This is a genomic window from Kitasatospora sp. NPDC090091 (genome assembly GCF_044747365.1).
GTDB lineage: Bacteria > Actinomycetota > Actinomycetes > Streptomycetales > Streptomycetaceae > Kitasatospora.
Genome location: NZ_JBIVDY010000004.1, coordinates 329,086 through 352,177, shown reverse-complemented (window position 1 = coordinate 352,177; position 23,092 = coordinate 329,086). Strand labels below are relative to the sequence as shown.

Annotated in this window: 22 protein-coding genes; 14 read left to right on the top strand and 8 right to left on the bottom strand. The window is 75.1% G+C overall.

Annotation, left to right across the window (positions count from 1 at the left end; genetic code table 11):
- Window positions 1-120: 120 nt before the first annotated feature.
- Window positions 121-615: a MarR family transcriptional regulator gene (locus ACIPSC_RS09360; RefSeq protein ID WP_400824554.1), complete on the top strand. Its 495-nt coding sequence runs from the start codon at window positions 121-123 to the stop codon at window positions 613-615.
- A gap of 22 nt (window positions 616-637) precedes the next feature.
- Here ACIPSC_RS09360 and ACIPSC_RS09355 read toward each other — a convergent pair whose 3' ends face one another.
- On the bottom strand, window positions 638-1,456 hold the full coding sequence (locus ACIPSC_RS09355; protein ID WP_400824416.1) for a TetR/AcrR family transcriptional regulator C-terminal domain-containing protein: 819 nt from the start codon (window positions 1,454-1,456) through the stop codon (window positions 638-640).
- 112 nt (window positions 1,457-1,568) lie between these two features.
- On the opposite strand from ACIPSC_RS09355, the gene ACIPSC_RS09350 reads away from it, so the two are divergent.
- Window positions 1,569-2,753 (top strand): FAD-dependent monooxygenase, encoded by a 1,185-nt coding sequence (locus ACIPSC_RS09350; protein WP_400824415.1) that lies wholly within the window; start codon window positions 1,569-1,571, stop codon window positions 2,751-2,753.
- Window positions 2,754-2,829: 76 nt separating this feature from the next.
- Here the strand turns inward: ACIPSC_RS09350 and ACIPSC_RS09345 are convergent, their stop codons facing one another.
- Both ACIPSC_RS09345 and ACIPSC_RS09340 read right to left on the bottom strand, forming a co-directional pair.
- Window positions 2,830-4,746 carry a hypothetical protein gene (locus ACIPSC_RS09345; protein WP_400824414.1) on the bottom strand — a complete coding sequence of 639 codons (1,917 nt, stop codon included), beginning with the start codon at window positions 4,744-4,746 and terminating at the stop codon, window positions 2,830-2,832.
- 63 nt (window positions 4,747-4,809) lie between these two features.
- Window positions 4,810-6,342 (bottom strand): SDR family oxidoreductase, encoded by a 1,533-nt coding sequence (locus ACIPSC_RS09340; RefSeq protein WP_400824413.1) that lies wholly within the window; start codon window positions 6,340-6,342, stop codon window positions 4,810-4,812.
- Between the two features lie 330 nt (window positions 6,343-6,672).
- On the opposite strand from ACIPSC_RS09340, the gene ACIPSC_RS09335 reads away from it, so the two are divergent.
- Window positions 6,673-7,323: a CBS domain-containing protein gene (locus tag ACIPSC_RS09335; protein WP_400824552.1), complete on the top strand. Its 651-nt coding sequence runs from the start codon at window positions 6,673-6,675 to the stop codon at window positions 7,321-7,323.
- A gap of 162 nt (window positions 7,324-7,485) precedes the next feature.
- A complete protein-coding gene (locus ACIPSC_RS09330) occupies window positions 7,486-8,136 on the top strand; it encodes a beta-glucanase (protein ID WP_400824412.1) in 651 nt (216 codons plus the stop codon).
- 82 nt (window positions 8,137-8,218) lie between these two features.
- Here the strand turns inward: ACIPSC_RS09330 and ACIPSC_RS09325 are convergent, their stop codons facing one another.
- Window positions 8,219-8,590, bottom strand: coding sequence for a hypothetical protein (locus tag ACIPSC_RS09325; protein WP_400824411.1), 372 nt, complete (start codon window positions 8,588-8,590; stop codon window positions 8,219-8,221).
- Between the two features lie 757 nt (window positions 8,591-9,347).
- Entirely contained in the window at window positions 9,348-9,758 is a 411-nt protein-coding gene (locus ACIPSC_RS09320) for an organic hydroperoxide resistance protein (RefSeq protein ID WP_400824410.1), read from the bottom strand.
- A 137-nt stretch (window positions 9,759-9,895) separates the two neighbouring features.
- Between ACIPSC_RS09320 and ACIPSC_RS09315 the strand changes: the two genes are divergently transcribed.
- From ACIPSC_RS09315 to ACIPSC_RS09305, 3 genes are all read left to right on the top strand, one after another.
- Window positions 9,896-10,423 (top strand): MarR family winged helix-turn-helix transcriptional regulator, encoded by a 528-nt coding sequence (locus ACIPSC_RS09315; RefSeq protein WP_400824409.1) that lies wholly within the window; start codon window positions 9,896-9,898, stop codon window positions 10,421-10,423.
- 209 nt (window positions 10,424-10,632) lie between these two features.
- A complete protein-coding gene (locus ACIPSC_RS09310) occupies window positions 10,633-11,118 on the top strand; it encodes a DUF2975 domain-containing protein (protein ID WP_400824408.1) in 486 nt (161 codons plus the stop codon).
- On the top strand, window positions 11,118-11,339 hold the full coding sequence (locus ACIPSC_RS09305) for a helix-turn-helix domain-containing protein (RefSeq protein WP_400824407.1): 222 nt from the start codon (window positions 11,118-11,120) through the stop codon (window positions 11,337-11,339). Before ACIPSC_RS09310 ends, ACIPSC_RS09305 begins: the two co-directional genes overlap by 1 nt.
- Before the next feature lie 63 nt (window positions 11,340-11,402).
- On the opposite strand, the gene ACIPSC_RS09300 is transcribed toward ACIPSC_RS09305, so the two are convergent.
- Window positions 11,403-12,173, bottom strand: a complete 771-nt coding sequence (locus tag ACIPSC_RS09300) for a hypothetical protein (protein ID WP_400824406.1) — start codon at window positions 12,171-12,173, stop codon at window positions 11,403-11,405.
- 349 nt (window positions 12,174-12,522) lie between these two features.
- Between ACIPSC_RS09300 and ACIPSC_RS09295 the strand changes: the two genes are divergently transcribed.
- Complete coding sequence (locus tag ACIPSC_RS09295) at window positions 12,523-13,218, top strand: type 1 glutamine amidotransferase domain-containing protein (RefSeq protein ID WP_400824405.1); 696 nt, start codon at window positions 12,523-12,525, stop codon at window positions 13,216-13,218.
- A 68-nt stretch (window positions 13,219-13,286) separates the two neighbouring features.
- On the opposite strand, the gene ACIPSC_RS09290 is transcribed toward ACIPSC_RS09295, so the two are convergent.
- Both ACIPSC_RS09290 and ACIPSC_RS09285 read right to left on the bottom strand, forming a co-directional pair.
- Window positions 13,287-14,354 (bottom strand): ROK family protein, encoded by a 1,068-nt coding sequence (locus tag ACIPSC_RS09290; RefSeq protein ID WP_400824404.1) that lies wholly within the window; start codon window positions 14,352-14,354, stop codon window positions 13,287-13,289.
- A gap of 221 nt (window positions 14,355-14,575) precedes the next feature.
- Entirely contained in the window at window positions 14,576-15,304 is a 729-nt protein-coding gene (locus ACIPSC_RS09285; protein WP_400824403.1) for a MerR family transcriptional regulator, read from the bottom strand.
- A 62-nt stretch (window positions 15,305-15,366) separates the two neighbouring features.
- Here ACIPSC_RS09285 and ACIPSC_RS09280 point away from each other — a divergent pair, with 62 nt between their 5' ends.
- From ACIPSC_RS09280 to ACIPSC_RS09255, 6 genes are all read left to right on the top strand, one after another.
- The gene (locus ACIPSC_RS09280; RefSeq protein WP_400824402.1) at window positions 15,367-15,843 is read left to right on the top strand and encodes a DUF6194 family protein; all 477 of its coding nucleotides are present in this window, start codon (window positions 15,367-15,369) and stop codon (window positions 15,841-15,843) included.
- A 106-nt stretch (window positions 15,844-15,949) separates the two neighbouring features.
- Window positions 15,950-16,279, top strand: coding sequence for a hypothetical protein (locus tag ACIPSC_RS09275; RefSeq protein ID WP_400824401.1), 330 nt, complete (start codon window positions 15,950-15,952; stop codon window positions 16,277-16,279).
- Between the two features lie 84 nt (window positions 16,280-16,363).
- Complete coding sequence (locus ACIPSC_RS09270) at window positions 16,364-17,386, top strand: LacI family DNA-binding transcriptional regulator (protein ID WP_400824400.1); 1,023 nt, start codon at window positions 16,364-16,366, stop codon at window positions 17,384-17,386.
- A 175-nt stretch (window positions 17,387-17,561) separates the two neighbouring features.
- A complete protein-coding gene (locus ACIPSC_RS09265; protein WP_400824399.1) occupies window positions 17,562-17,900 on the top strand; it encodes a trypco2 family protein in 339 nt (112 codons plus the stop codon).
- A 250-nt stretch (window positions 17,901-18,150) separates the two neighbouring features.
- Window positions 18,151-22,644 (top strand): tetratricopeptide repeat protein, encoded by a 4,494-nt coding sequence (locus ACIPSC_RS09260; protein WP_400824398.1) that lies wholly within the window; start codon window positions 18,151-18,153, stop codon window positions 22,642-22,644.
- Window positions 22,645-22,729: 85 nt separating this feature from the next.
- Entirely contained in the window at window positions 22,730-23,053 is a 324-nt protein-coding gene (locus tag ACIPSC_RS09255; RefSeq protein ID WP_400824397.1) for a trypco2 family protein, read from the top strand.
- Window positions 23,054-23,092: the final 39 nt, after the last annotated feature.

Genomic DNA, 23,092 nt, shown 5'->3' with positions numbered 1-23,092 from the left:
GCCGGGTGCGGCGGGCGGCCGATAGGCTGATCGGGTAAACGCCGTACGCGACCGGAGCGGATCACCTTGTCGGAGCAGGAGCCGAGGACGACCCCGCCCGCCGTGCCCGGCCCGCCCGGCATGCCCGTCCCGCCCGCCTCAGCCGACCCGGCGGCGTCGGACGCACCGGCGCTCGGCCGGCTGCTCCAGGACCTCGCCTCCGAACTCAACCTGCTCGGCCACGGCTTCGCCGCCGCCAGCGGCCTGCACGCCACCGACGTCCAGGCGCTGCTGGCCGTCATGCGGGCGGCCCCCGGCCCGGACGGCGGCCCGGGCGGGATCACCCCCGGCCGGCTCCGCGAGGAGCTGGCCCTGACCTCCGGGGCGGTCACCGCCGTGCTCGACCGGCTGGAGCGGGCCGGGCACGTCCGCCGCACCCGGGACGCCGCCGACCGCCGCCAGGTGCTCGTCCACTACCTCCCCGGCGCCGGGCGGATGGCCGCCGAGTGGTTCGCGCCGGTGGCGCGGCGCACCGAGACCGTGCGCGGCGAGTTCACCCCCGCCGAGCTGGCCGCCGTGGCCCGCTTCCTCGGCCGGATGACCGACGAGCTGGAGTCCCTCCGCCACGCTCGCTGAGCCGGGGCCTCCGGCGGTCCGTTCAGCTCCCCGCGGACCGGCTCCGGCGGGTGATCAGGGCGTCCAGCCCGTCCAGGATGCGGTCCAGACCGAATGCGAGCGCCTCGTCCTGCCCGCCCTCGGCGGCCGCCTCCCGGGTGGCGGCGGCCAGCGCCGGGAAGCGGTCCGCGTGCTCCTGGAGCAGGCCGCCGAGGGCGGCCAGCATCTCCGACTCCGGCGCGCCCCCCGGCCCCGCCGCCCGGGACTGCTCGGCGATGCTGCGGACGTGGCCGGCGAGCAGCATGGCGGCGTCCATCCGCTCGGGCCCGGTCAGTCCGGTGCCGTCCAGGGCGGCCACCACCTGCTCCAGCCAGGCGAGCTCCCGGGGGCCCATCGGCCGGGGGCCCACGGTGGCGTCCAGCAGCCAGGGGTGTGCGGCGAACGCATCCGCCAAGTGGTGTGACCAGTCGAGGAGTTGCCCGCGCCACCCGGAGGGCTCGACCGGCCTCGCCGGTTCGGCGGGCTCGCCGACCGCCGTCTCCACCATCAGGGCGACCAGTTCGGCCTTGCCGGGCAGGTAGCGGTAGAGCGACATCTTGGTGTAGTCCAGCAGCCCGGCCACCCGCTGCATCGAGACGGCGCCGAGCCCCTCCGCGTCCGCGATCTCGATGCCCGCCCGGGCGATCCGGTCCAGGCTGAGGGCCGGCTTCGGGCCGCGGGTCGGCGTCGGCGCCGGACCCCAGAGCAGTTGTGCCGTCGCACTCGCCCCGCTGCCCGATCCCCTGCCCGGCGTACCGCTCGCCCGGCTGCCGGATCCACTGCCCGTTGCGCCGCGCGAGTTGCTGCTCGATCCGTTGCTCAATCCCGCTCCCGCCTCCGTGTCTTGCCGAAACGTCGAACTGTGTCTACCGTACACAGCGATATCCGTGTCCGTCGGACACAGTTTCCGGACCTCATCGGATGGAGCGATCCCCTTGGGCGCGAAGGTCCTCATCTCCGGGGCGAGCATCGCCGGCCCGGCACTGGCCCACTGGCTGGCCCGGTACGGCTTCGAACCCACCGTCGTCGAGCTGGCGCCCGCGCTCCGCGGGGGCGGCCAGGCCGTCGACTTCCGCGGTGCGACGCACCGCACCGTGCTGGAGCGGATGGGCCTGCTCGACGAGCTGCGGGCGATCGCCACCGGCGGTACCTCGATGAGCTTCGTCGACCCGAACGGCCGCCGACGGCTCCACCTGCCGGCGGCTTTCGCCGGCGGCGAGCTGGAGGTGCCGCGTGGCGAACTGGCCCAGGTGCTGTACCGGCACAGCCTGCCGGGCACCGAGTACGTCTTCGGAGACTCGATCACCACGCTGGAGCAGACGCCCAACGGCGTCCGCGCCGAGTTCCGGCACGGCGCGCCGCGGGTGTTCGACCTGGTGATCGGCGCGGACGGCCTCCACTCCAACGTCCGCAGGCTGGCGTTCGGCCCCGAACGGCAGTACGTCCGCCACCTCGGCTACTACGCCGCCACCTGGCAGCTGCCCAACTACCTCGGCCTGCCGCCCGGTTCGGTCGGCCTGAACGTTCCGGGCCGGCTCGCCGCGGTCGGCGGCGACCACCGGGACCGCTCCAGCGCCGGCGCCTTCCTGCTCTTCGCCGCGCCCGAACTCGACTACGACCGGCACGACACCGGGCAGCAGAAGGCGTTGCTCCGGAAATCCTTCGCCGGACTCGGCTGGGAGGTGCCCCGGCTGCTGGCGAGCCTCGACGACGCCCCCGAGCTCTACTTCGACTCGATCAGCCGGGCCGACGTCCCCACCTGGTCCACCGGCCGGATCGCCCTGGTGGGGGACGCCGCCTGCGGCGCCACCATCGGCGGCATGGGCACCGGCACCGCCGTGGTCGCCGCCTACGTGCTGGCCGGCGAGCTCGCCCGGTCCCGCGGCGACCACCGGGCCGCCTTCACCCGGTACGAGAACGCCGTCCGCGGATACGCCGAGGGCTGCCAGAAGGGCGGCGACCGCACCGGTCCCTTCCTCGCCCCCGGTACGGCGGCCGGCGTGCGGCTGCGCAACGTGCTGTTGGGGCGGAGCTGGATCCTGAACCGGATGCTGGAGCTGGGCCAGCAGGTCAGCACGATGGAGCTGGCCGACTACCCGGCCGACCTGACGGCTCGCTGACCGGCCACGAGCGGGCCGCCCGGCGAGCGGCCGGCGCCCCGGCCGCCGGTCTCCGGAGCCGCGCCGGGGCGCCGGGTCAGTGGAGCGGGGCGATCCGGGTGCCGCCGTCCAGCACTGCCTCGACCGTGACGGCGGCCCGGGTCGGGCGCTCGACGGCGAGGGTGTGGTCCGGCGCGGGGCGGTCGGCCGTCCAGTCGGGCCCCTTGACGCCGATCCGGGCGACCCGCCGGCTGCCCGCCGCCAGCAGGAACTCGGTGCCCTGCGGGGAGCGCCACCACGTCCAGCCGACCGTGTCCTGTTCGAACCGGCTGCACGCCCGCCCCGAGCCGCCGCCGGTGCGCTGCGGCCCGCGCGCCCCGGGCAGCAGCACGGCGGTCGCCGCGCTGCCGTCGCCGTCCCAGCGGTCGGCCCGCAGGCAGACCCAGGACGCCGCACCCGCGTTCTGCGGCAGCTGCTGGACGGCGAACGTCCAGAGGCTGAGCTGTTTGACCCCGGGTGAGGCGTCCGGCACCGCGCAGCCGCCCCGCGCCCAGGCCTGCAGTGCGTCCGGGCCGGCCGCCTCGCGCGGCTCCCGGGCGGACTGGGCGCGGTCCGGCGGCGGCGTGTAGGTGAGGTGCGCCGGGACCAGCCCGCCGAGGTCGGCCAGCAGGAAGACGTGCTTCTCGGCGATGGCCGGGGAGGAGCGCAGCTGGAGCACCGCGGCGCCCCGGCAGTCGGCGAGCGGCCCCGGGGAGGCGGCGGTGGCGGGCGCCGCCGCCGCGGCGGTCACCCCGTCCGTCCGCTCCAGCGGCTTGGCGGGCGCGTCGGGCTGGTCCGAGCGCCGCAGGTCGGCGGCCTCGATCCACGGCGCGAGCAGGTACCGGGCCGAGGTGCCCTGACGGCGCAGCACCACCGCGGCGGCCGTGGTGACGCCCGCGTCGTCGACCCGGGCGAGGTCCAGCCCGCCGCCGCGCCCGTCGGTGTAGCGGGCGAGCCGGCCGCCGTCGTACAGCACCACCACGGCGGCGCCGTCGACCGTACCGGCGAAGAGCAGGTGCGGCGCGCCCTGCGGCGGGGCGGCGTCCGTGCCCGGCTCGGCCCGGGTCTGCGGGCCGGGCTGCGCCCAGGCGGCCAGGGCGCGCCCGAGCAGCGCGGGGTCGTCCCGGCGGTCGCCCCGGGCGGGCCAGGCGGAGAAGTCCATCCGCGCGGTGTGCTGCCACCGGTCGGCCGGGGTGCGGACCAGCCGGCCCGGATCGGGCGCCGTGCCGGCCGGCGGGACGGACCGTGGGCGGGCGGCGGGCGCACCGCCCCCGTCGGAGCCGGAGCCGGAGCCCGCGCCGGCCAGGACGGCGGCGGTGGTGGTGAGGGCGAGCACGACCACCCCCAGCGAGACGCCCCAGGCCCGGCGGCGCCGCAGCAGGTCCGTCGGCTGGACGCGGACCGCGCACGGGTCGAAGGCCGGCCGCCCCGGCTCCGACCCGGCGCGGAGCCGCTCGGCCCGCTCGACCGCCTGGTCGGGCTCGGCCGAGCCGGCCTGCCGCAGCGCCGCGGCGGCCTGGGGCGGCGTCAGCCCGTCCACGGCGACCAGGGCGAACGCCGCGCGGGCGGGCGCGTCGAGGCCGGCCAGCCCGCGGTCCAGCGCCGCGTCCTCCTCACCGCCGCCGGGGGTGAACAGCCGCAGCCCCCAGACCCGTGGCGCGAGCAGGCGCTCGCCAGGCCGCGGCCGCAGTGCGGCGCGCAGCACCCGCTGCCGCAGGGCGGCGTAGAGCGGGTCCTCGTCGGGCCCGACGGGCTCGGCCAGCAGGTCCCGCAGGGTCCAGCGCGACGGCAGCGCCCGCTGGACGGCGGCGTGCGCGGCGAGCACCCGGCTGTGCCGGTCCCGGTCGGCCGGCAGGGCCAGGTACGCCAGCCGGACCAGCCGCCGGTAGTGGCGCACGAGCGCCGCCTCGGCCTCCGCCACCGGCCGCCCGGCCGTGCCCCGCGGCGGTGTTCCCGCGTCTATCCGTCCTGCCAACGCGTCCTCCGCCGGGCCGTCCGTGGTGCCGTGTCTGTCGTGGTGGACGGTCCAACGAGTCGATCATGTGATGGTTGCGCCGCGTGGAGCGGCCTCCTGCGGAGCGGCCTCGGCCCGCTCGGCGATCCTTCGGGCCATGCCCCCGAACACCGCCGCGTGGAACGGCGCGACCGACCACCAGTAGGCGTGCCCGGCCAGCCCGTGCGGGTGGAACAGGGCCCGCTGGCGGAAGCGGCTCCCGCCGTCGCCGTCCGGGGTGACCGAGAGCTCCAGCCAGGCGAGTCCGGGCAGCCGCATCTCCGCGCGCAGCCGCAGCAGCCGGCCCCGCTCGATCTCCTCCACCCGCCAGAAGTCCAGCGAGTCGCCGATCCGCAGCCGCGCCGGATCGCGGCGGCCCCGGCGCAGGCCGACCCCGCCGGCCAGCCGGTCGAGCAGGCCGCGCAGCGCCCACGCGAGCGGGAACGAGTACCAGCCGTTCTCGCCGCCGATGCCCTCCACCACCCGCCAGAGCTCGGCCGGCGGGGCGGCCACACGGCGCTCCCGCACGTCCTGGTAGAGGCTGCCGCCGGCCCAGTCGGGGTCGGTGGGCAGCGGATCGCTCGGCGCGCCCGGGACGGAGGCGGAGGACCAGCGGGTGGTCACGTCGGCGTCCCGGATCCGGTGCAGGGCCAGCTCCACGGCCCGGTCGAAGCCGGTGAGCCCGCCGGGCGGGTCGGGCACGTACCGGGCGATGTCGTGCTCGCCGCAGACCACCTCGTGCCGCAGCGACTCCACGAGCGGCCGGGCCAGCCGGTTCGGCACCGGGGTGACCAGCCCGACCCAGAGGCTGGAGAGCCCGGGGGTGAGCACCGGGACCGGCAGGATCACCCGGTGCGGCAGCCCGGCGACGGCGGCGTACCGCTGCATCATCTCCCGGTAGGTGAGGACCTCGGGGCCGCCGAGGTCGAAGGCCCGGTGCACGTCCGGCGGCAGGAGCGCGGCGCCGGTGAGGTATCGCAGCACGTCGCGGACGGCGATCGGCTGGATCCGGGTGCCCACCCAGCTCGGCGTGACCATCACGGGCAGCCGCTCGGTCAGGTAGCGGAGCATCTCGAAGGAGGCCGAGCCGGAACCGATGATCACGGCAGCCCGCAGCTCGGCGGTGGGCACCCCACAGGAGCGCAGCACCCGGCCGACCTCGGCACGGGAGCGCAGGTGCGGGGAGAGCTCGTGCGGCGGCACACCGCCGGGGAGCAGCCCGCCGAGGTAGACGATCCGGCGGACGCCCGCGCGTGCGGCCGCCTCGCCGAAGGCCCGGGCGGCGGCGCGGTCGGTCTCCTCGAAGTTGCGGCCGGTACCCAGCGAGTGCACCAGGTAGTACGCGACGTCGATGCCGGCGAAGGCCCCGGCCAGCGTGTCGGGGCGGGTGACGTCCCCCCGGGCCGCCTCCACCCGGGCACGCCACGCGTGGTCGCGCAGCCGCCCGGGGTCGCGGACCAGGCAGCGCACGGAATGGCCGGCGGCGAGCAGCTCGGGGACGAGACGGCCGCCGAGGTAGCCGGTGGCGCCGGTGACCAGGCAGCGCAGCGGGGGAGCGGGGGCGGTCGGTGCGGTCATGGCGGCTCCAGCGCCTCGGGGCGGTGGTGGCGGGGACGGCGCGGCCCGGTGCGGTCCGGGGTGCCGGTCCCTCCGAGCAGCTTCTCCCCGCGGGGCGCGGGCCGCCACAGCAGGGCGCGTGCCGGTGCGCGCCGCGCCCGGCCGGCCGGCGGTGAACAGGGTGTTCGGCGACAGGGGCCGTTGGTCCCGGGCTTTCAGCCCCTTGGCCCCTGGCGGTCCCGCGCCGGCAGGGGCGATGCTCCAGGTACCGTGGCCGGACGAGGGTCGTCCGGCCGACATCGCTCGCGGACGAGGTGAACCGGCGTGCGGCATGCCAGCGTCGAATCAGTGATGACCAGCCCCGTGGTCGGGGTCGCGCCCGAGACCGGCTTCCGGGAGATCGTCGCCCTCTTGGCCGAGTACGACATCACCGGGGTACCGGTCGTCGACACCGGGGGCCGGCCGCTCGGCATCGTCTCGGAGGCGGACCTCCTGCTCACCCTGGCGGCCCAGGAGGACCCGGGCAGCCTGCTGCCGGCCCCCGGACTGACCCGCACCGGGCCGGGCGGCGCCGTCACCGCGGCCGATCTGATGACCGGCCCGCCGGTCTGCACCACCCCCGGCACCAGCGTGGTCGCGGCGGCGCGGCTGATGGCCCGGCACGGCGTGAAGCGGCTGCCGGTGCTGGACGAGGACGGCCGGGTCTTCGCCATGGTCAGCCGGGGCGACCTGCTGCGGGTCTTCCTGCGCGAGGACCGGGTGATCCGCCGCGAGATCGTCGAGGAGGTGCTCGGCCGGATCGAGGGGGTCAGCCCCGCCGAGGTGGGGGTGGAGGTCGACCAGGGCCGCGTGGTGCTCAGCGGCACCGTCCCGGAGCCGTACCTCGTCCCGATCGTGCTGAACCTCTGCCGCTCGGTCGACGGCGTCGTCTCGGTCACCGACCGGCTCGCCAGCCTCCGCGGCTTCGGCGGGACCGGCGCCGAGGTGACCACGGTCGGCTGACCACCGAGGCGGTCCCGCTCGCGGTCTCGCCCGCTGCCGCCCCGCCCGGCCACTACGGATCCGGACCGTCCGCTTCGCATAGTGCGGAGCGTACCGGGTAAGTCACCCTGTGTGTCCGCCGGTGGAGGGCCGGCGGCGCCCAGGGGCACCGGGGAGGCGGCCGTGGCAGTCGTGTTCGACGCGGACTTCACTTCGACCAGGCAGTGGACGGCGGGGCGCAGCAGCGCTTATCCCGGGATGGGGCCGACCAACCGGGCCGACCACAAACTCGACTATCTCAGTCGCGCGTACTGCCCCGGCGGGGTCTTCGCCGCCACCCGGCGCCTCGGCAGCGACCTGTGGACCTGCAACCTGCTCACCACCGAGGGCAGTCCGGAGGGCTTCCAGGTCCGCACCGGGGACGTGCTCCGCGCGGAGGTCACGCTCCCCGTCGAGCTCGGCGCCTGGCCGGCGATCTGGACGTGGCGCGACGGCGGCAACGAGGTGGACGTGTTCGAGTACCACCCCGACAACCCGGACCTGCTGGAGATCTCCAACCACGTCCGCGGCGGCTACCGCTACTGGCACGGCGCCCAGGCCGGTATAGCCCCGGGCGCGACCTTCGGGCTGCGCACGGTGTTCGGAGCCCAGTCCGTGGACTGGTTCGTCGACGACACGCTGATCCACGCCGACCGCCGCGGCGTCGGGCCGGACTGGCACGCCTATCTGATCGTCAACCTCTCCGTATCCGACGGCACCTACCACCCCCGACCGCCCATGCTCGGGCCGTCCCGGCTCAGCTGGGTCTGCCGGGCGCTCCGGGTAGAGCGCTGAGGGCGGCGGGCCGGGGCGACGGGCCGGGGCGGCAGCGGGGCCCGGGCCTCACCGGGCTCCGGGCCCGGCTCGGGACCGGACGTCAGGAGCCGGGCGGCAGGGTCGCGGTGATCAGGCCGCGCGGGCCGGTGCGCTGGAACCAGACCACCCGGCGGTGCGGACCGATGTACGCGGGGTGGGTCACGTACAGGTCGTTGCGCGGGGCCCGCTCGTTGCCGGGGGCGAGCGCCGCGTCGACGGCATCGGCGGCGATGGCGCGCAGCAGTGCGTGCGCGGTCGTGGCGGCCGCGGACGGGGCGATCGCGAGGGCGGTGAGCTCGTCCCAGAGCCGGGTGGAGACGTAGGAGATCGGCGAGTAGCCGAGGGCGGGGTGCAGGCGCCCGTCCTCGTAGCGGCGGAGCACTCCGGTCGCGACGAGCCGCTCGGGGTCGTCGATCGGCGAGTGTCGGTCCATGGTCAGTAACGCTACCCCCGGTGGGTCGCCCGGCGGGGCGGGAGGTCGGTTCCGGGCATTCTCAGACAATCCTCACGCTCGTCCGGTCGGTTCCGGGCGCACGATGGGTGGGTGGGGGCCGGTCGCCCCGGCGGCTCCGGTCCCGGGCCGGCAGAGGAGGTCCGCGATGTATTACTGGAACGGGCACGGGCACGGCCACGGCTTGAGCGGCTGGGGGATGGGCCTGCTGGCGCTCGGGATGCTGCTGCTCCTGGCGGTGCTGGTGCTGGCCGGGATCGCGTTGGTCCGTTACCTCTCGCGGACGTCCCGGCCCGCCGCGCCGGCTCCGTGGGGGCCGGCCGGGCCGGGCGGTGCCGCTGGTACCGGTGGACCGGTGGGGGCGGGTGGACCGGGTGGGCCTGGTGGGCCGGCCAGGGCTGCGCCGCCGACGGCCGAGCAGTTGTTGGCCGAGCGGTTCGCGCGCGGGGAGATCGACGCGGAGGAGTACCGGCACCGGCTCGACGTCCTTCGATCGGTTGGCGGAGCCGGTGGTCCGGGTGGTAGCGGTCCGGGTGGCGGTTCGCCGGGTGCTTCCGGGCCGGGCGGTGCTGCTCCGGGCGGGCCTGCTTCGGGTGCCGGGGGAGCGGGCGGGTAGCGGAGCGATCGCGTCCGCCGCATGGCGGGACGGGCCGGGACGGGCCGAGACGGGCCGAGACGGGCGGAGGGCCCGCCGCGCGTGCTGCGCGGCGGGCCCTCCGCCCGTGCGAATGGTGCGAGATCACTCGACGATGAGCTCCACCGGGATGTTGCCGCGGGTGGCGCGGGAGTAGGGGCAGACCTCGTGGGCCTGCTTGACCAGCAGCTGGCCGCTCTCGCCGGCGAGGGAGTCGGGCAGCTCCACGCGCAGGACCACGCCCAGGCCGAAGCCGGCGCCGTCCTTGCCGATGGAGACCTCGGCCGTGACCGAGACCTCGCTGGTGTCGACCCGGGCCTGCCGGCCGACCAGGCCCAGCGCGCTCGCGAAGCAGGCCGCGTAGCCGGCGGCGAACAGCTGCTCGGGGTTGGTGCCCTGCCCGTTGCCGCCGAGGGCGGGCGGCATCGCCAGGGCGAGGTCCAGCTGGCCGTCGGAGCTGACAGCGCGGCCCTCCCGGCCGTTCGCGGTGGCCACTGCGGTGTAGAGCGCGTCCATGGGTCCGTTCCCTTCCGTCCTGCATCGGTCGTGCTTCTGTCCTCGGCGGCCTGGTCGGGCCGCCGTGCAGGTACAAGTAGAGCACGCAATTCAATTGCGCACAACTGAATGGCGGGCGCGATCGGTATCATGGGGGCATGGCCACACCCCCCGAGACCGGCGAGGCGCCCCGCGACCCGGACGAGCTCCGTGATGCGGACGAGCTCCGTGATTCCGAGCTGCTCCGCCTCGACCAGCAGATCTGCTTCTCGCTGAACGCCGCCTCGCGCGCGTTCGGCGGCGTCTACCGGGTGCTGCTCAAGGATCTGGGGCTCACCTACCCGCAGTACCTGGTCATGCTGGTGCTCTGGGAGCACGGTGAGCTGCCGGTGAAGCGGATCGGTGAACTCCTGCGCCTGGACTCGGGCACGCTCTCCCCACTGCTCAAGCGGCTGGAGGCGGCCGGCCTGGTCCGCCGGGAGCGCAGCCCCGAGGACGAGCGTTCGGTCACGGTCAGCCTCACCGACGCCGGGCTGGCCCTGCGTGACCGCGCCGGTCAGGTGCCCCGCCGGCTCCTCACCGCCACCAGCCTCCCCGTCGAGGACCTCGGCGCACTGCGTGCACTGCTGGACCGGCTGACGGGTGCCCTCGACGCGGCGGTCCTCGCGGCCGGCGCCGAGGGCTGACCTTCGTTGCCCCTCCGGGCGGGCGTCCGGCCCCTCGTCCGGAGCCGTCTTCCCCGGCCGCCGCTGCAGAACGGCCCGCCTCTCGGCGCTTCGAGAGGCGGGCCGCAGTCGTTCTCGCGCCCCGCCGGGTGGAGCCGGCCGGGCCGAGCTCTTGCTCCGCATATCGAAATTCGATAGATTCCCATCGTAACTCGATGGAGGGATGGGCCGTGGGAAGACTGACCGTGCGGGCGCTGCGCACCGTGCTCGTGGTGGTGCTCGTCGGCGCCGTGGGCGTACAGGCACTGATGGTGTGGGCGTTGTTCACCGACCCGGAGGACGGGTCGCTCCCGCTGACCCCGCTGCGCCTGGTCACGATCCTGGGGCTGGGGGCGGTCGAGGTCGCCGTGGTCTGTGTCTGGCGGCTGGTGGCGATGGTGCGGCGCGGAACCGTGTTCTCCCACGCCGCCTTCCGGTACGTGGACGGCGTGATCGGCGCGATCGTGGCGGCCGCCCTCGTGTGGTTCGCGGTCACGGCCATCAACGCGCCGGGCCAGCGGGAGGACCCGGGCGTCACGGTGATCATGGCCGGGATCGGCGTGGCCATCCTGGGGGTCGCGCTCATCGTGCTCGTGCTGCGGATGCTGCTCGCCCAGGCCGTCGCGCGTGACGTCCAAGCGGCGCAGATGCAAGCCGAGTTGGACGAGGTGATCTGATGCCGATCGCCGTCGACATCGACGTGATGCTGGCGAGGCGGAAGATGTCCGTGGGCGAGCTCGCGGACCGTGTGGGCATCACTCCCGCCAATCTGGCGGTACTCAAGAACGGCCGCGCCAAGGCGGTGCGCTTCACGACGCTCGCCGCGCTCTGCGAGGTGCTGGAGTGCCAGCCGGGCGACCTGCTGCGCTGGGAGACCGAGATCGGCTCGGACGAGTGACGAGCCCGCACCGGCCCCCCTCGGGCCGGTGCGGCACTCCTCAGCTCGGGGTGGATGGCCGGGTCAGCTCGGGTAGGTGATCGAGCCCAGCGGCGGACAGGGCGCGAGCGCGGTGCCGGCGCCGGGGCGCTCGACGAAGGCCCGGGCCGCGCCCGCCTGCAGGCGGTGGGATTCCAGCTCGTCGGCGTGCCAGGCGTCGCGCCTGGCGCGGGCGTAGTCCCAGGTGTCGTCGATGAGGCTGAGGCTGACGTTGTCGGAGCTGCGCCGGAGGTCCTGCTTCACGGCGGCCTGCTGGAGCGCGGTCTGGGTGGCGGCGAGATCCAGGCGGGTGACCAGGACGCCGAGGGTGTTCGGTTCGCGGGTCGGCAGGGGGGCCTGCGGGAGCAGCGACACCCCGGTGTCGAGGCGGCCGATGTTGTCGACGGTCGCCCGCTGGGCGTCCCGGGCCATGATCTGTATCTCCCGGTGGAGCCAGAAGAACTCGTCGAGGTCGGCCTGGGTGATGCGCATCCGCTGGTACAGGGCCTGGAAGCGGGGATCGTGGTGCAGCGGGCGGATGGGGGGCAGGTGGAGCGCCACGCAGTCGTTGTAGCCGGCGGTCACCGCGGCGTCGAGGTGGAAGATGAGCCGGTCCGTCTCTCCGCGTGCGAACGCCACGTCGGCGAGGCTCGCATGGCCCGCGGCGACGAGCCAGGTGCCCTCGGGGCCGAGCGCCGTGGCGCGCGCGACGACGTCGTTGAGGCCCGCGGTGCCCACGGCGGGGGCGCCGCGGGTCAGCAGGTCCACCAGGACTTCGTGGACACGGGCGGTCAGGGAGTTGACGGTGTCGGCCATGGAGCTCCTCGGGCTTCGGTGGTGGCGAGCGAAGGTTGACTCTGTATCAGCGTTACGGTTGTGACAGTCCTATGGAGATGACGGGTGGGCGGGGTGAGCGGTTCCTGCTCGTGCCCGGCCGCGGTAGGCGATCCCGGTGAGGAATCGACCGTCCGCTGACCAGCACCGGCGCTGCCGTCGGCCGTTGGTGGGTGAGTGCGCCTAGGTTCGAGGGTGACAAGCACCCCGACAGTGGGCACTCCGACACTGCGCACCGCGACACTGCGCACCCCGACGCCGCGTGTCCGCGATCCGCTCCGGTGCCGGGGGAGGAGGCCGGGGTCCCGACCCGAAGCTGGGAGACCGCACCGTGGCAAGGATCCTCTTCGTGATGACCGGCGCCGACCGCTGGACGATGGCGGACGGCACCAAGCACCCGACCGGCTTCTGGGCCGAGGAGGCCGCCGTCCCGTACAAGCTGTTCAAGGACGCCGGCCACGGCATCACCGTCGCCACCCCGGGCGGCGTGGTTCCCACCGTGGACCGCGCGAGCCTCGCCCCGGAGGTGAACGGGGGCGCGGAGGGGGCGCAGCGGGTCGCCGACACGCTCGCGGGGTTCGCCGAGCTCCAGCGCCCCGTCCGGCTCGCGGACGTCGACCTCGACGACTACGACGCCGTCTTCTACCCCGGCGGCCACGGCCCGATGGAGGACCTCGCGGGCGACGCCGACTCGGGCCGGCTGCTGGCCCGCACGCTGCGCTCCGGCAAGCCTCTTGGCGTGGTCTGCCACGGCCCGGCCGCGCTGCTGGCCGCGGTCGACGCCGACGGGACCAACGCGTTCGCCGGCTACCGGGTGGCTGCGTTCACCAATGACGAGGAGACCCAGGCCGGTCTCGCCGACAAGGCCCCCTGGCTGCTCCACGACCGGCTCCGCGAGGCGGGCGTCCTGGTCCAGGAGGGCGAGCCGTGGGCGCCCTTCGTGGTCGAGGACCGCAACCTGGTCACCGGCCAGAACCCCTCCTCCGCCGGGCCGCTGGCCGAGGAGCTGTTGAAGCGGCTGGCCTGACCTCGCCGGGCGCCGGGCGCCGGTTGCAGTGCGTGCGGCGCCGGTCCGGCCGGGGCGGACGCGGGTGGTCAGCGGCCGCCGGTCGGCAGGGCGTCGGTCGACGGTGCGTCGGTCGGAAGGGCGTCGAGGGCCAGGGCCGCGGCGCCGACCAGGCCGGCGTCGGTGCCCAGCCGGGCGGGCAGGACGGTGACGCCGGCGGCGAAGGGGAGGGCGGCGTAGTCGGCGAGGTGGCGCCGGAGGGGCTCGAAGAAGAGCTCGCCGGCCTGGGCGACGCCGCCGCCGACCACGGCGGCCTCGATCTCCACCAGGGTGGCGGTGGCGGCGATCCCCGCGGCGAGCGCCCGGGCAGCGCCGTCGAAGGCCTGCCGGGCGATCGGGTCGCCGGCCCGGGCGGCCTCGGCCACCGCGGCGGCGGAGGCGTCGGCGGGGCCCCCGGTGCCGCCCGTGCCCTCGGTGCTCGCCGGACTCCCCGCGCCCGCCGGTCGCCAGCCGGCCTCGCGGGCGGCGCGGGCGATGGCGGTCCCGCTGGCCAGGCCCTCGATGCAGCCGCGCGAGCCGCACGGGCAGGGGCGGCCGTCGAGGTCGACGGTGATGTGGCCGAGGTGGCCGGCGTTGCCGGTGGGGCCGGTGTGCAGCCGCCCGTCGAGGATCAGCCCGGCGCCGACGCCGGTGGAGACCACGATGCAGAGCGCGTTCCGGTAGGGGCGGGCAGCGCCCCGCCAGTGCTCGGCGGCGGCCATCGCGACGGCGTCGCCGCCGAGGACGACCGGCCGGCCCTTGACGCCCGGGTGCTCGGCGACGGCGTCACGCAGCGGGAAGTCGCGCCAGCCGGGGATGTTCACCGGGCTGACCGTGCCGCGCCGGATGTCGACCGGTCCGGCACTGCCGATGCCGACCGCCCGGGCCGTCGCTGCCAGGGGGTGCTCGGCGACGAGGTCCAGGACCCGGTGCACGGTGGCGAGCACCGCCTCGGCGCCCTCGCGGGCCGGGGTGGGCAGCTGCACCCTGTGGAGGAGTTCGCCGTCCGGCCCGACCAGGCCGCCCGCGATCTTGGTGCCGCCGACGTCGAGCGCGGCGAGCAGGGACGGCTGCTCGGGGCGCCGGTCGTCCGTGGTGGCGGCCCGGTCATGGCTCATCGTGGCTACTCCGGCGTTCGTGGGCGGGCGGGTGTCCGGTCGCCGGGGGCGGGGCCCACGGTCGTGGCGGTGGCCGAGGCGGTCGGTCGGGCCGATTCTGGCCACTTCTGACAACGTTGTCCAGGCGGTGGACCGGGGCGATGGACCGGGGCGGTGGGCAGGGGCGGTGGGCGGCGGCGCCCGGATGCCCGCGGCGGCGGCCCCCGGACTCCGGGGATCGCTCAGGCCCTCCCTCCGCGCGCGGAGAGGAGACCGCCGAGTGCGACGGCACCGTCGAGCAGGGCCTTGGAGCGAGCCGCGAGCCCGGCGTCCCGGGCGGCCAGCGCGGTGGTGATGTCCGGCGACCGGTGCGCCCGCCGGAGCTCCGGGACGAGCACCCGGAGGGGCGCGATGCGGTAGCCGGCCCTGCGCAGCTGGTGGACGATCCGGGCATCCCGCACCTGGGCCGGCGTGTAGCGGCGAGCCCCGCGCCCGGGTCCGCGGTCGGGGACGACGAGGCCCTCCGCATCCCAGTGCCGCAGCGTCGAAGGGCGCACGCCGAGAGCGGCGGCGAGTTCGGAGACGCTCATCGCGTCCGAGGTGCGGACGTCCTCGATCGGCTCGTCGGCCACCGCCCGCGCAGCCTCCTTGGCCTGCCCCAGTTCCGTGCGCTCCGCGTGGAGCCGCGCGTGCGCCGCGTCGAGCAGGGCGAACACCTCCGGGGAGGCGGGGAACCGGTGCGCGGCGCGCACGATCCTCCGGGCCTCGGTCGGGCCGGCGCCCGCGGCGAGGGCCCGGTAGGCCAGCGCGGACTGCAGGTGCACCTCGCCGTAGATCCGGTAGCCCGCGGCCGTGCGCGTCGCGGGCGGCAGCACCCCGTCGCGTTCGAGGTTGCGGATCTGCTGGACGGAGCACCCGGCCCGCCGCGCGACATCGACGGTGCGAAGGCCACCCGATTTGAGACTTGGCACCCTGAAATCCGTCCCTTCAGCCTCGAAGTCTCCACAAGCGCGTGAATGCCACGCTAGAGCACATGACGATGGACGAGATCATCAGCTACGTGGACGGCCTCGACGGCGTCCTCACCCTCAGGCCGGCCCCTGGCGACGGCACACCGGAGATCAGTTGGGGCGACACGTTCTTCTACTACGCGCCCGACGGCGTCACCCCGACCCGCACCCAGCCGTTCGCGACGGTGGTGACCAAGGACTGTCCGGGCGACGAGGCCTCACGCCTGGACCGGCCGGACGCCTTCCGCGTGAACGTCGCCGCCGGGAGGGAGGCGTTCGAGCGGTGGACGGGTCACGCCCCCGGCGATCCGGCGGCCGTCGCGGTCGACCCCGGCGAGGCCGACACGCTGATCGCGCACCCCGTCTACGGCGCCGCCGGCTGGCTGGCCGTGGTGAACCCGGGCCCCCGCACGGGCGCGGCAACCCGCGACCTGCTGGACGAGGCCCACCGCCTGGCACGCTCCCGCTACCAGCGCCGCGCCGAGCTCAAGCCGCGCTGAGGCCGGGCACCTCGACGAGGACCACTGGACCGACGGATTCGCCCGCGTTCGGGTCGAGACCTCGGCCCGACGGTACGCCTTGCCGGACGGGACATAGGCTGCCCGCATGACGAGTCGTCGGATCATTCAGGTGTGCCCCGGTCGCGAACTGGCCTACCCGACGGCCTTGGAGCGGCTCGCCCGTCTGGGCGGGACACCGCTGGTGTGCACGGAGTGCGGGTGCGGCGCCACGCACCTGGTGGCGGTCTCACCCGAGGGCGCCGAGGTCGTGGCGTCGGGCGGGTCCTACCTGCGTGCCCGGTTCGACCTCCTTGGCTGGCCGGCCGGTACCGTGGCCGACGACGAGGGCGCCTTCCGTCACCACATGGTCCCGGCGCCCGGCCGGTCTCTGCTGGACGGCTTCCTCGCTCTCCTGTCGCCTGTCCCGGGCGGCTGAAGGGCCCGGCCGTGGCGGCGGGCGAGTGCGGCCCGGCCGGCCGGTCGGGTGGTGTCCGGTGTGGCGCCGCTAGGCTGCGGTGGCATGACCAGCAGCAGAGCCGGGGCCCGGCCCACCATGCGGGACGTGGCCGCGGCGGCGGGCGTCGGGCTCAAGACGGTGTCCCGCGTCGTGAACGGCGAGAGCGGCGTCACGCCCGCCACCGCCGAGCGGGTGCAGGCGGCGATCGCCGAGCTGGGCTTCCGCCGTAACGACAGCGCCCGGCTGCTGCGCACCGGCCGCACCGCGAGCATCGCCCTGCTGCTGGAGGACCTCGGCGACCCCTTCTCCTCGGCGCTGTCGCGCGCCGTGGAGGAGGTCGCCCGGGCCCGGGACTGCCTGCTGTTCGCGGGATCCAGCGCCGAGGATCCGGCGCGCGAGCGCCAGCTGGCACTGGCCTTCTGTGCCCGGCGGATCGACGGGCTGCTGATCGTGCCGGCCGGTGGCGACCACCGATACCTGCTGCCCGAGACGGCCGCCGGCACCCCCGTGGTCTTCCTCGACCGGCCCGGTGCGGGCCTCGACGCCGACGCCGTGCTCAGCGACAACGCGGTCGGCGCCCGGGCGGGGGTGCGGCACCTGATCCGGCACGGCCACCGCCGGATCGGCTTCGTCGGCGACCTCCCGCACATCCACACCAGCGCCGAGCGCCTGCGCGGCTACCGGGAGGCCATGACCGAGGCGGGCCTGCCCGTCGACGAGCAGTGGATCGCCACCGGCCCCAGCGACCGGGTGACCGTCGGCCGCGCGGTGGCGCGGCTCACCGCCGGACCGGGCGCCGTCACCGCGCTGTTCACCGGCAACAACCGGATCACCCTTGCTGCCCTGCACCACCTGCCCTCGGGGGCCGGACGGCCCGCCCTGGTCGGATTCGACGACCTCGAACTCGCGGACCTGCTCGCCCCGGGCCTGACCGTTGTCGCTCAGGACCCGGCAGGCCTCGGCACGGCCGCGGCCCGGCTGCTCTTCGACCGGATCGACGGCGAGCACGGCCCTGCCCGGCGGATCGAGGTCCCGACCCGACTGATCGTCCGCGGCTCCGGCGAGATCCCGCCCGCCGCTCACTGACCGCCCCCGCCGCACCCCCGGCGTGCATTCGCAACCCTCGCGCCCCCTGCGCGCCGGGGCGCCCCTCAACGCGCCCGTACCTCCGTCAACTCCGCCCAGCTACTTGATGTTTCGCCTGCGCGCTCGGACCCGGGCCTCCTAGGGTGTCCGCTGAAAGCATGATCTTACGGACGGAGTGCGTGAGTTGGAGATCGGGCTGGCGGACGCGGTGGCCGCCGTGAGGGACGAACTGTTGGAGGCCGCGGCGCGGGGCGCCGGTCAGGACCTGGCCTTCACGGTGGGGCCGGTGGAGATGGAGTTCGAGGTCGAGCTGCGGGCGGACGTCAACGCCAAGGGCAAGTTCAAGGTCTGGGCGGTGACCGCCGAGGCGGGCGCCGGGGTCTCCCGCGGACGCACGCACCGCGTGTCCTTCACCCTGACGCCGAGGAGCGCCGACGGCGCGGACCTGCTGATCCGAGGCGCGGCCGACCAGCCGACGGGCCCGGGCAACGTGAGCGGACGCCGACCGGGCTGAGCCGGGCCGAGGGGGAGCACGGTGCTGAGGGACCTGAGGGGGACATGTGGAGCAGGAGCGCGCTGTAGCAGTTGACGGGCCGTCGGGCCGCGGGTCGGGGTATGCGGTCGGGCCCCGGCTCGTGCTGACCTCGGCCCACGTGGTCTGCGATGCGGAGACGGTCGGGGTGTATCGGCCGGGCTGGCCGGAGGTGTTCGGCGGGAAGGTGGTGTGGCGCGGTACGAGCGGAGACCGTGACGACGCCGCTCTGGTGGAGATCACGGACGAGCGGTGGCAGCCGCCGGGTGGCGCCGCGGTCCGCTGGGGGAAGCTGGTGACGACCCTGCCCCGACAGAAGTGTCAGACCTGGGGCGTTCCGGCGGCGGCCCAGGAGAATTCCGACTTCGTCGAGGGCAAACAGGAGACGGGCTGGATCAACCCGGGGAGCGGGGTGGCCGGCAATCGGTACGTGATGAAGCTGGACGGCCCGTCGCCCGTCTGGACGGGCCGGCCCGGGCTGCCGTGGGCCGGACTGTCAGGCGGGGCGGTGCTGTTCGGCCGGATGGTGGTCGGGGTCGTCGTCGCCGAGAGCCGGCACTTCGGGCACGGCGAGGTGCAGGTCGTCCCCGCCTACGTGCTGCACCAGGACGAGGGCTTCCGAACGGCGCTGAAGCGCTACGGCGCCGACTCACCCCTCCTCGAACCGGCTGAGTTCCGTGACCTGGTCGACGAGAGGTCCGCCGACCCTGCCGGGCCGAAGGGCTCGCCGACGGCACTGCTGCGGGCCGAGCGCCAGGTGGTCGGCTTCCACGGCCGGGATCAACTGCTGGACGAGTTGGTCGCCTGGTGCGGGCAGGACGGTCTTGGAGCCGTGCTGCTGCACGGCCCCGGCGGTCAGGGGAAGACCCGGCTCGTCCGGGAGCTCGCCCGTAGCCTGACCGAGGCGAAGCGGGATCCGGATGCACTCCCCTGGGTGGCAGTCTGGCTGCGGACCAGCACGCGGGCCGACGACCTTGAGAAGCTGCGGGAGACGGCCGGTCCGCTGCTGGTGGTGATCGACTACGCAGAGAGCCGCCTGGAGCAGCTGTCGCTGCTGCTGGACACGGTCCGGGAACGACGGGTGCCGTTCAAGCTGGTCCTGATCGCCCGGACCGCCGGCAGCTGGTGGGAGCGGGCCGGGACCGCGAGCCAGGCGGCTGAGGACCTCCTGGGATTCGCGCCGGTGGTCGAACTCCCGCCCCTGGCCGAGAAGGAGGCCGATCGGGGAGCGCTGTACCGACAGGCGGCCGAGGCGTTCGCGCGGCACCTCCCGAACGTGCAGGGCCACGAAGGCCCGGACTGGCCTGCCCTCGCGGACGCCCTGCCCGTGCCGAACTTGAGCCGTCCCGGCTTCGAGAACATCCTCACCCTGCACATGACCGCCCTGGCCGACCTGCTGGACAAGGGCATGCCGGACACCACCGGCCCGCCGCCATCCGGCCTCACCCTGGTGGCCCCCCGGAAGGACGCCGACGACGTCGAGAACCGACTGCTGAGCCACGAGTCCCGGTACTGGCACCGGGCACTGGCGACGTTCGGGTACAGCGAGAACGCCCCAGAGCGCGATGTCTTCAAGGACGCCCTGGCGGCTGCCGTCCTACTGGACCCGGAGGACCACCGACAGGCCGACGCCGTGCTGCGCCGGGTGCTGGGCCAGCAGGTGCACCTGGTCGGTCCCGTGGACAAGTGGATTGCCCAGTTCTACCCGCCGGACAGCGCGGGCCTGCGGCCGTGGGGGAGCCTGCAGCCGGACCGGATCGCCGAGCGCTTCGCCGGCAACCGCGTCCTGGGCAACCGACGCCTCCTCCCCGCCCTGCTCGACGGCATCGAGCGGGCCGAGGCCGAGCGCCTGCTGACCGTGCTCGCCCGCGCTGCCCACCACCGGCCGCTGCGCGACCGGCTGGCCCCGGTGCTCACCGGGCTCTGCAGCGGTCACCCCGAGGCGCTGGCGCTGGCCGCGATCACCGCAGCCACCCGGGTCGAGGAGCCCGAGCCGATCCTGCGCGGTCTGCGGGACCTGCTCCACGCGCCGTCCACCACCCCCGAGGACCTGGCGGCCTGGATCGCGGCGGTCCCGGACCTCTCATACAACCTCGGCCCGTGGGCCGTCGAGGCGCTGGGGCGGCTGGTCGAGTCCCTGCGCGCGGCGGGCGGCGGCACCCCCGAGGAGGTGATCGAAATCGCCGTCAGGTTGCGCGAGTTGTCCAAGAGCCTCAGCGCGGTCGGCGCGGACGCCGAGGCTCTGGCGACGGGCGACGAGGCCATCGGACTGCTGCGGCCCCTGGCGGCGGACCGGAGTGTCGCGGATCCGTTCGGCGCACGGGCGCGGAACGGGCTCGCGGGCGGTCTGAACAACCGGGCCAACTTCCTCGGCGAGCTGGGCCGGCGTCAGGAGAGTTTGGAAGCGGCCGAGGAGGCCGTCCGCATCTTCCGGGAGCTGGACGATGCCCAGGCCATCGCGAACCCGAATCACCTGGTGATCTCACTCGGCACCCTGGCCGTGCGTCAGGGCGATCTCGGACACGGCCAAGCGGCGCTCGCGACCACGGAGGAGGTCGTGGAGCGTCGGCGGCGCAAGGCCCTCAGCACGGCCGAGGACGACCTGGCGGATCTCGCGCTCAGCCTGAACAACCTCTCCCTGTGCTACACGGCCGAGGGCCGTGATGAGGCGGCCCTCAAGCAGAGCGCGGAGGCTGTCGACCTCCTCCAGCCGCTGGCGGACCGGAAGCCGGACGCCTACCGGCCGCTACTGGCGCTGGCGTTGGGCACCATGTCGAGCTGCCTCGGCGACATGGGCAGGGTGCACGAGGCCCTGGCGGCGGTCCGGAAGGCGGTGGACATCCGGTCCTGGCTCGCCGAGCGGCGCCCGGCCGCATACACGGCGGATCTGGCCATGAGCCTCGGCAACCTGGCGGTCCAGTTGAGCGACGCCGGCCACAGCAGCGAGGCGCTGGCCCGGACGGAGGAGTCCGTCGGCCTCTACCGTGCCCTGGCGCAGGCACAGCCCGCCGCCCACACGGGCGAGCTGGCCGGATCCCTGAACAACCTGGCGAACGAGCTCGCATCCGCCGACCGGCCGGAGGACGCGCTCCGGGCAGCCGAGGAATCGGCCGAGCTCTACGGCGAACTCCACCGTGCCCTCCCGGACGTCTTCGCCGCGGACCACGCGATGGCCCTGATCTCCCTGGGCACCTACAGCGGTCAGGCTGGCCGGGCCGACCAGGCCCTCGCGGCGCCCCTGCAGGCCCTGGAGATCTACCGGTCGCTGCCGGCCGGCCAGGCCGACGCGGCCCGCCCGGGCCTGGCCAAGTGCCTCCACAACATCGGCGAGCAGCTTCGCAAGGACGGGCGGCCGGACGAGGCGCTCGCGCGGATCGAGGAGTCCGTCGGGCTCAGCCGTGAGCTGGTCGCGGTCAACCCCGGGGCGTTCCAGCCCCAGCTGGCCCGGCACCTGGCGAACCAGGCCACGTGCCTGCGCGATCTGGGCCGGTCGGAGGAGAGCGTGGAGGCGGCGCTGGAGGTGGTCGAGCTGCTCGGGCCCAGCGCTGACCTGCCCCACTCCGCCACTTCCCTCACCATGGCCGGTCTGGTGTTGGTGGTGGCCGGGCGGTCGACGGCGGCTCTGCCGGCCTTCGAGGCGGTCGTGGCGGCGCGCCGCCGGCTGGCGGAGATCGACCCTCTTCGGCACGGGTCGTCGCTGGTGGACATCCTTCAGCTGTTCGGTGCCCTGCTGGGCCGGGTGGGTCGCCTGTCGGAGGCCATCGCCGTCACGGAGGAGGTGGTCGGGATCCGCCGGCAGCTCTGGGACGCAACCGGTACCGGGGCCGCGCGGGCCGGCCTCGCGAAGGCGCTGGGCCACCTCGGCAGCCAACTGAGCGAGACGGACCGCCGGGGCGAGGCGCTCCGCGCCGTCGAGGAGGCCGTGGCACTGTGGCGCGGGCTGCCGGAGCACGAGCGCGCTGTGCACGGAAGGGACTCGGCCCTCGCCCAATTCTCCTACGCAGTCGTGCTCCTGGAGCGAGGCCGTGAGGACGAGGCGCTGGGTGCGCTCACCGAGGCCGCCGCCGACTACCAGTTGCTTCCCGAGTCGGACCCGACGCACCACACCGGGCGGGCGATGGTGCTGACCATGCGCGGCAGCATCCTGGACGATCAGGAGGACCCGGCGGCGCTGGAGGTCCTCGAAAGCGCGGTGGCGGCCGCCCGGACCGTCAGCGGTACGGGTAACCCGGCCTTCGAGCGCTTCCTGGCCAACGCGCTCGTTGCCCTCGCCCAGTGCCGGGCGGACGCCGAACCGCCGCAGCCCGGGGCGCTCGCCGAGGCTACCGAGGCAGTCCGGATCCTCGACCGGATCATCGAGACGGAGCCGGTGGTCTACGAGGCTGACCGGGCCAGGGCTCTGCCCACCCTCGGACTCTGTCTCGCGCAGGCCGGACACACCGAGGAGGCACTGGCGACCGCGGCGGAGGCAGTGGAGATGGCCCGCCGAAGTCTCGCCGAGGACCGCAGCCTGGCGGACGTGCTGCTCGCGGCTGCACTGCACAGCCGGGCCGAGGTCCGGCTGCTGGCGGACGACCGGCTCGGCGACGCCCGCGCGGACTTGGACGAGGCGATCGTCCTCCTGAAACGCCGTGCGGAGCACGAACCGGCGCTGGTCGAGCGGTCCTTGCGCAGGGCAGGGGAGCTGCGCGACCGGCTGACGGCCCGCACGGAGCAGCCGGACTGAGCGCCCGGGGCGTCCGGCCGACCCGGGACCCCACCCAGAACGTGCCCGGCACACCCGGGACTGGACGAAGCGAAAGGACACAGCGATGGGCAACACCCCCGACGAGGACCGGCTGGATCTCGCGGACGCGATCGCGCTGCTGCGCGGCCAGATCGCCGAGGCGCAGGGCCGCCTCAACAACCCCCACGGGCAGGGCAGCCAGGGCGTGGTGTTCGGTCTGGGTGAGATCACCCTGGAACTCGGCATGGAGCTGACGCGCACCAGGGGCGCCGACGCCGGGCTGCGCTTCAGCGTGGTCAGCCTGGGCGGCAAGGCCGAGAAGGCGGAGAAGTCGACCCACAAGGTGACGGTCCGGCTGGAGCCGCGCGGGGCGGACAACGGCCCGATCAGGGTCAAGGACAAGGAGTAGCGGAGTAGCCGGGAACCGGGTGCGGACCACAGGGGGAGG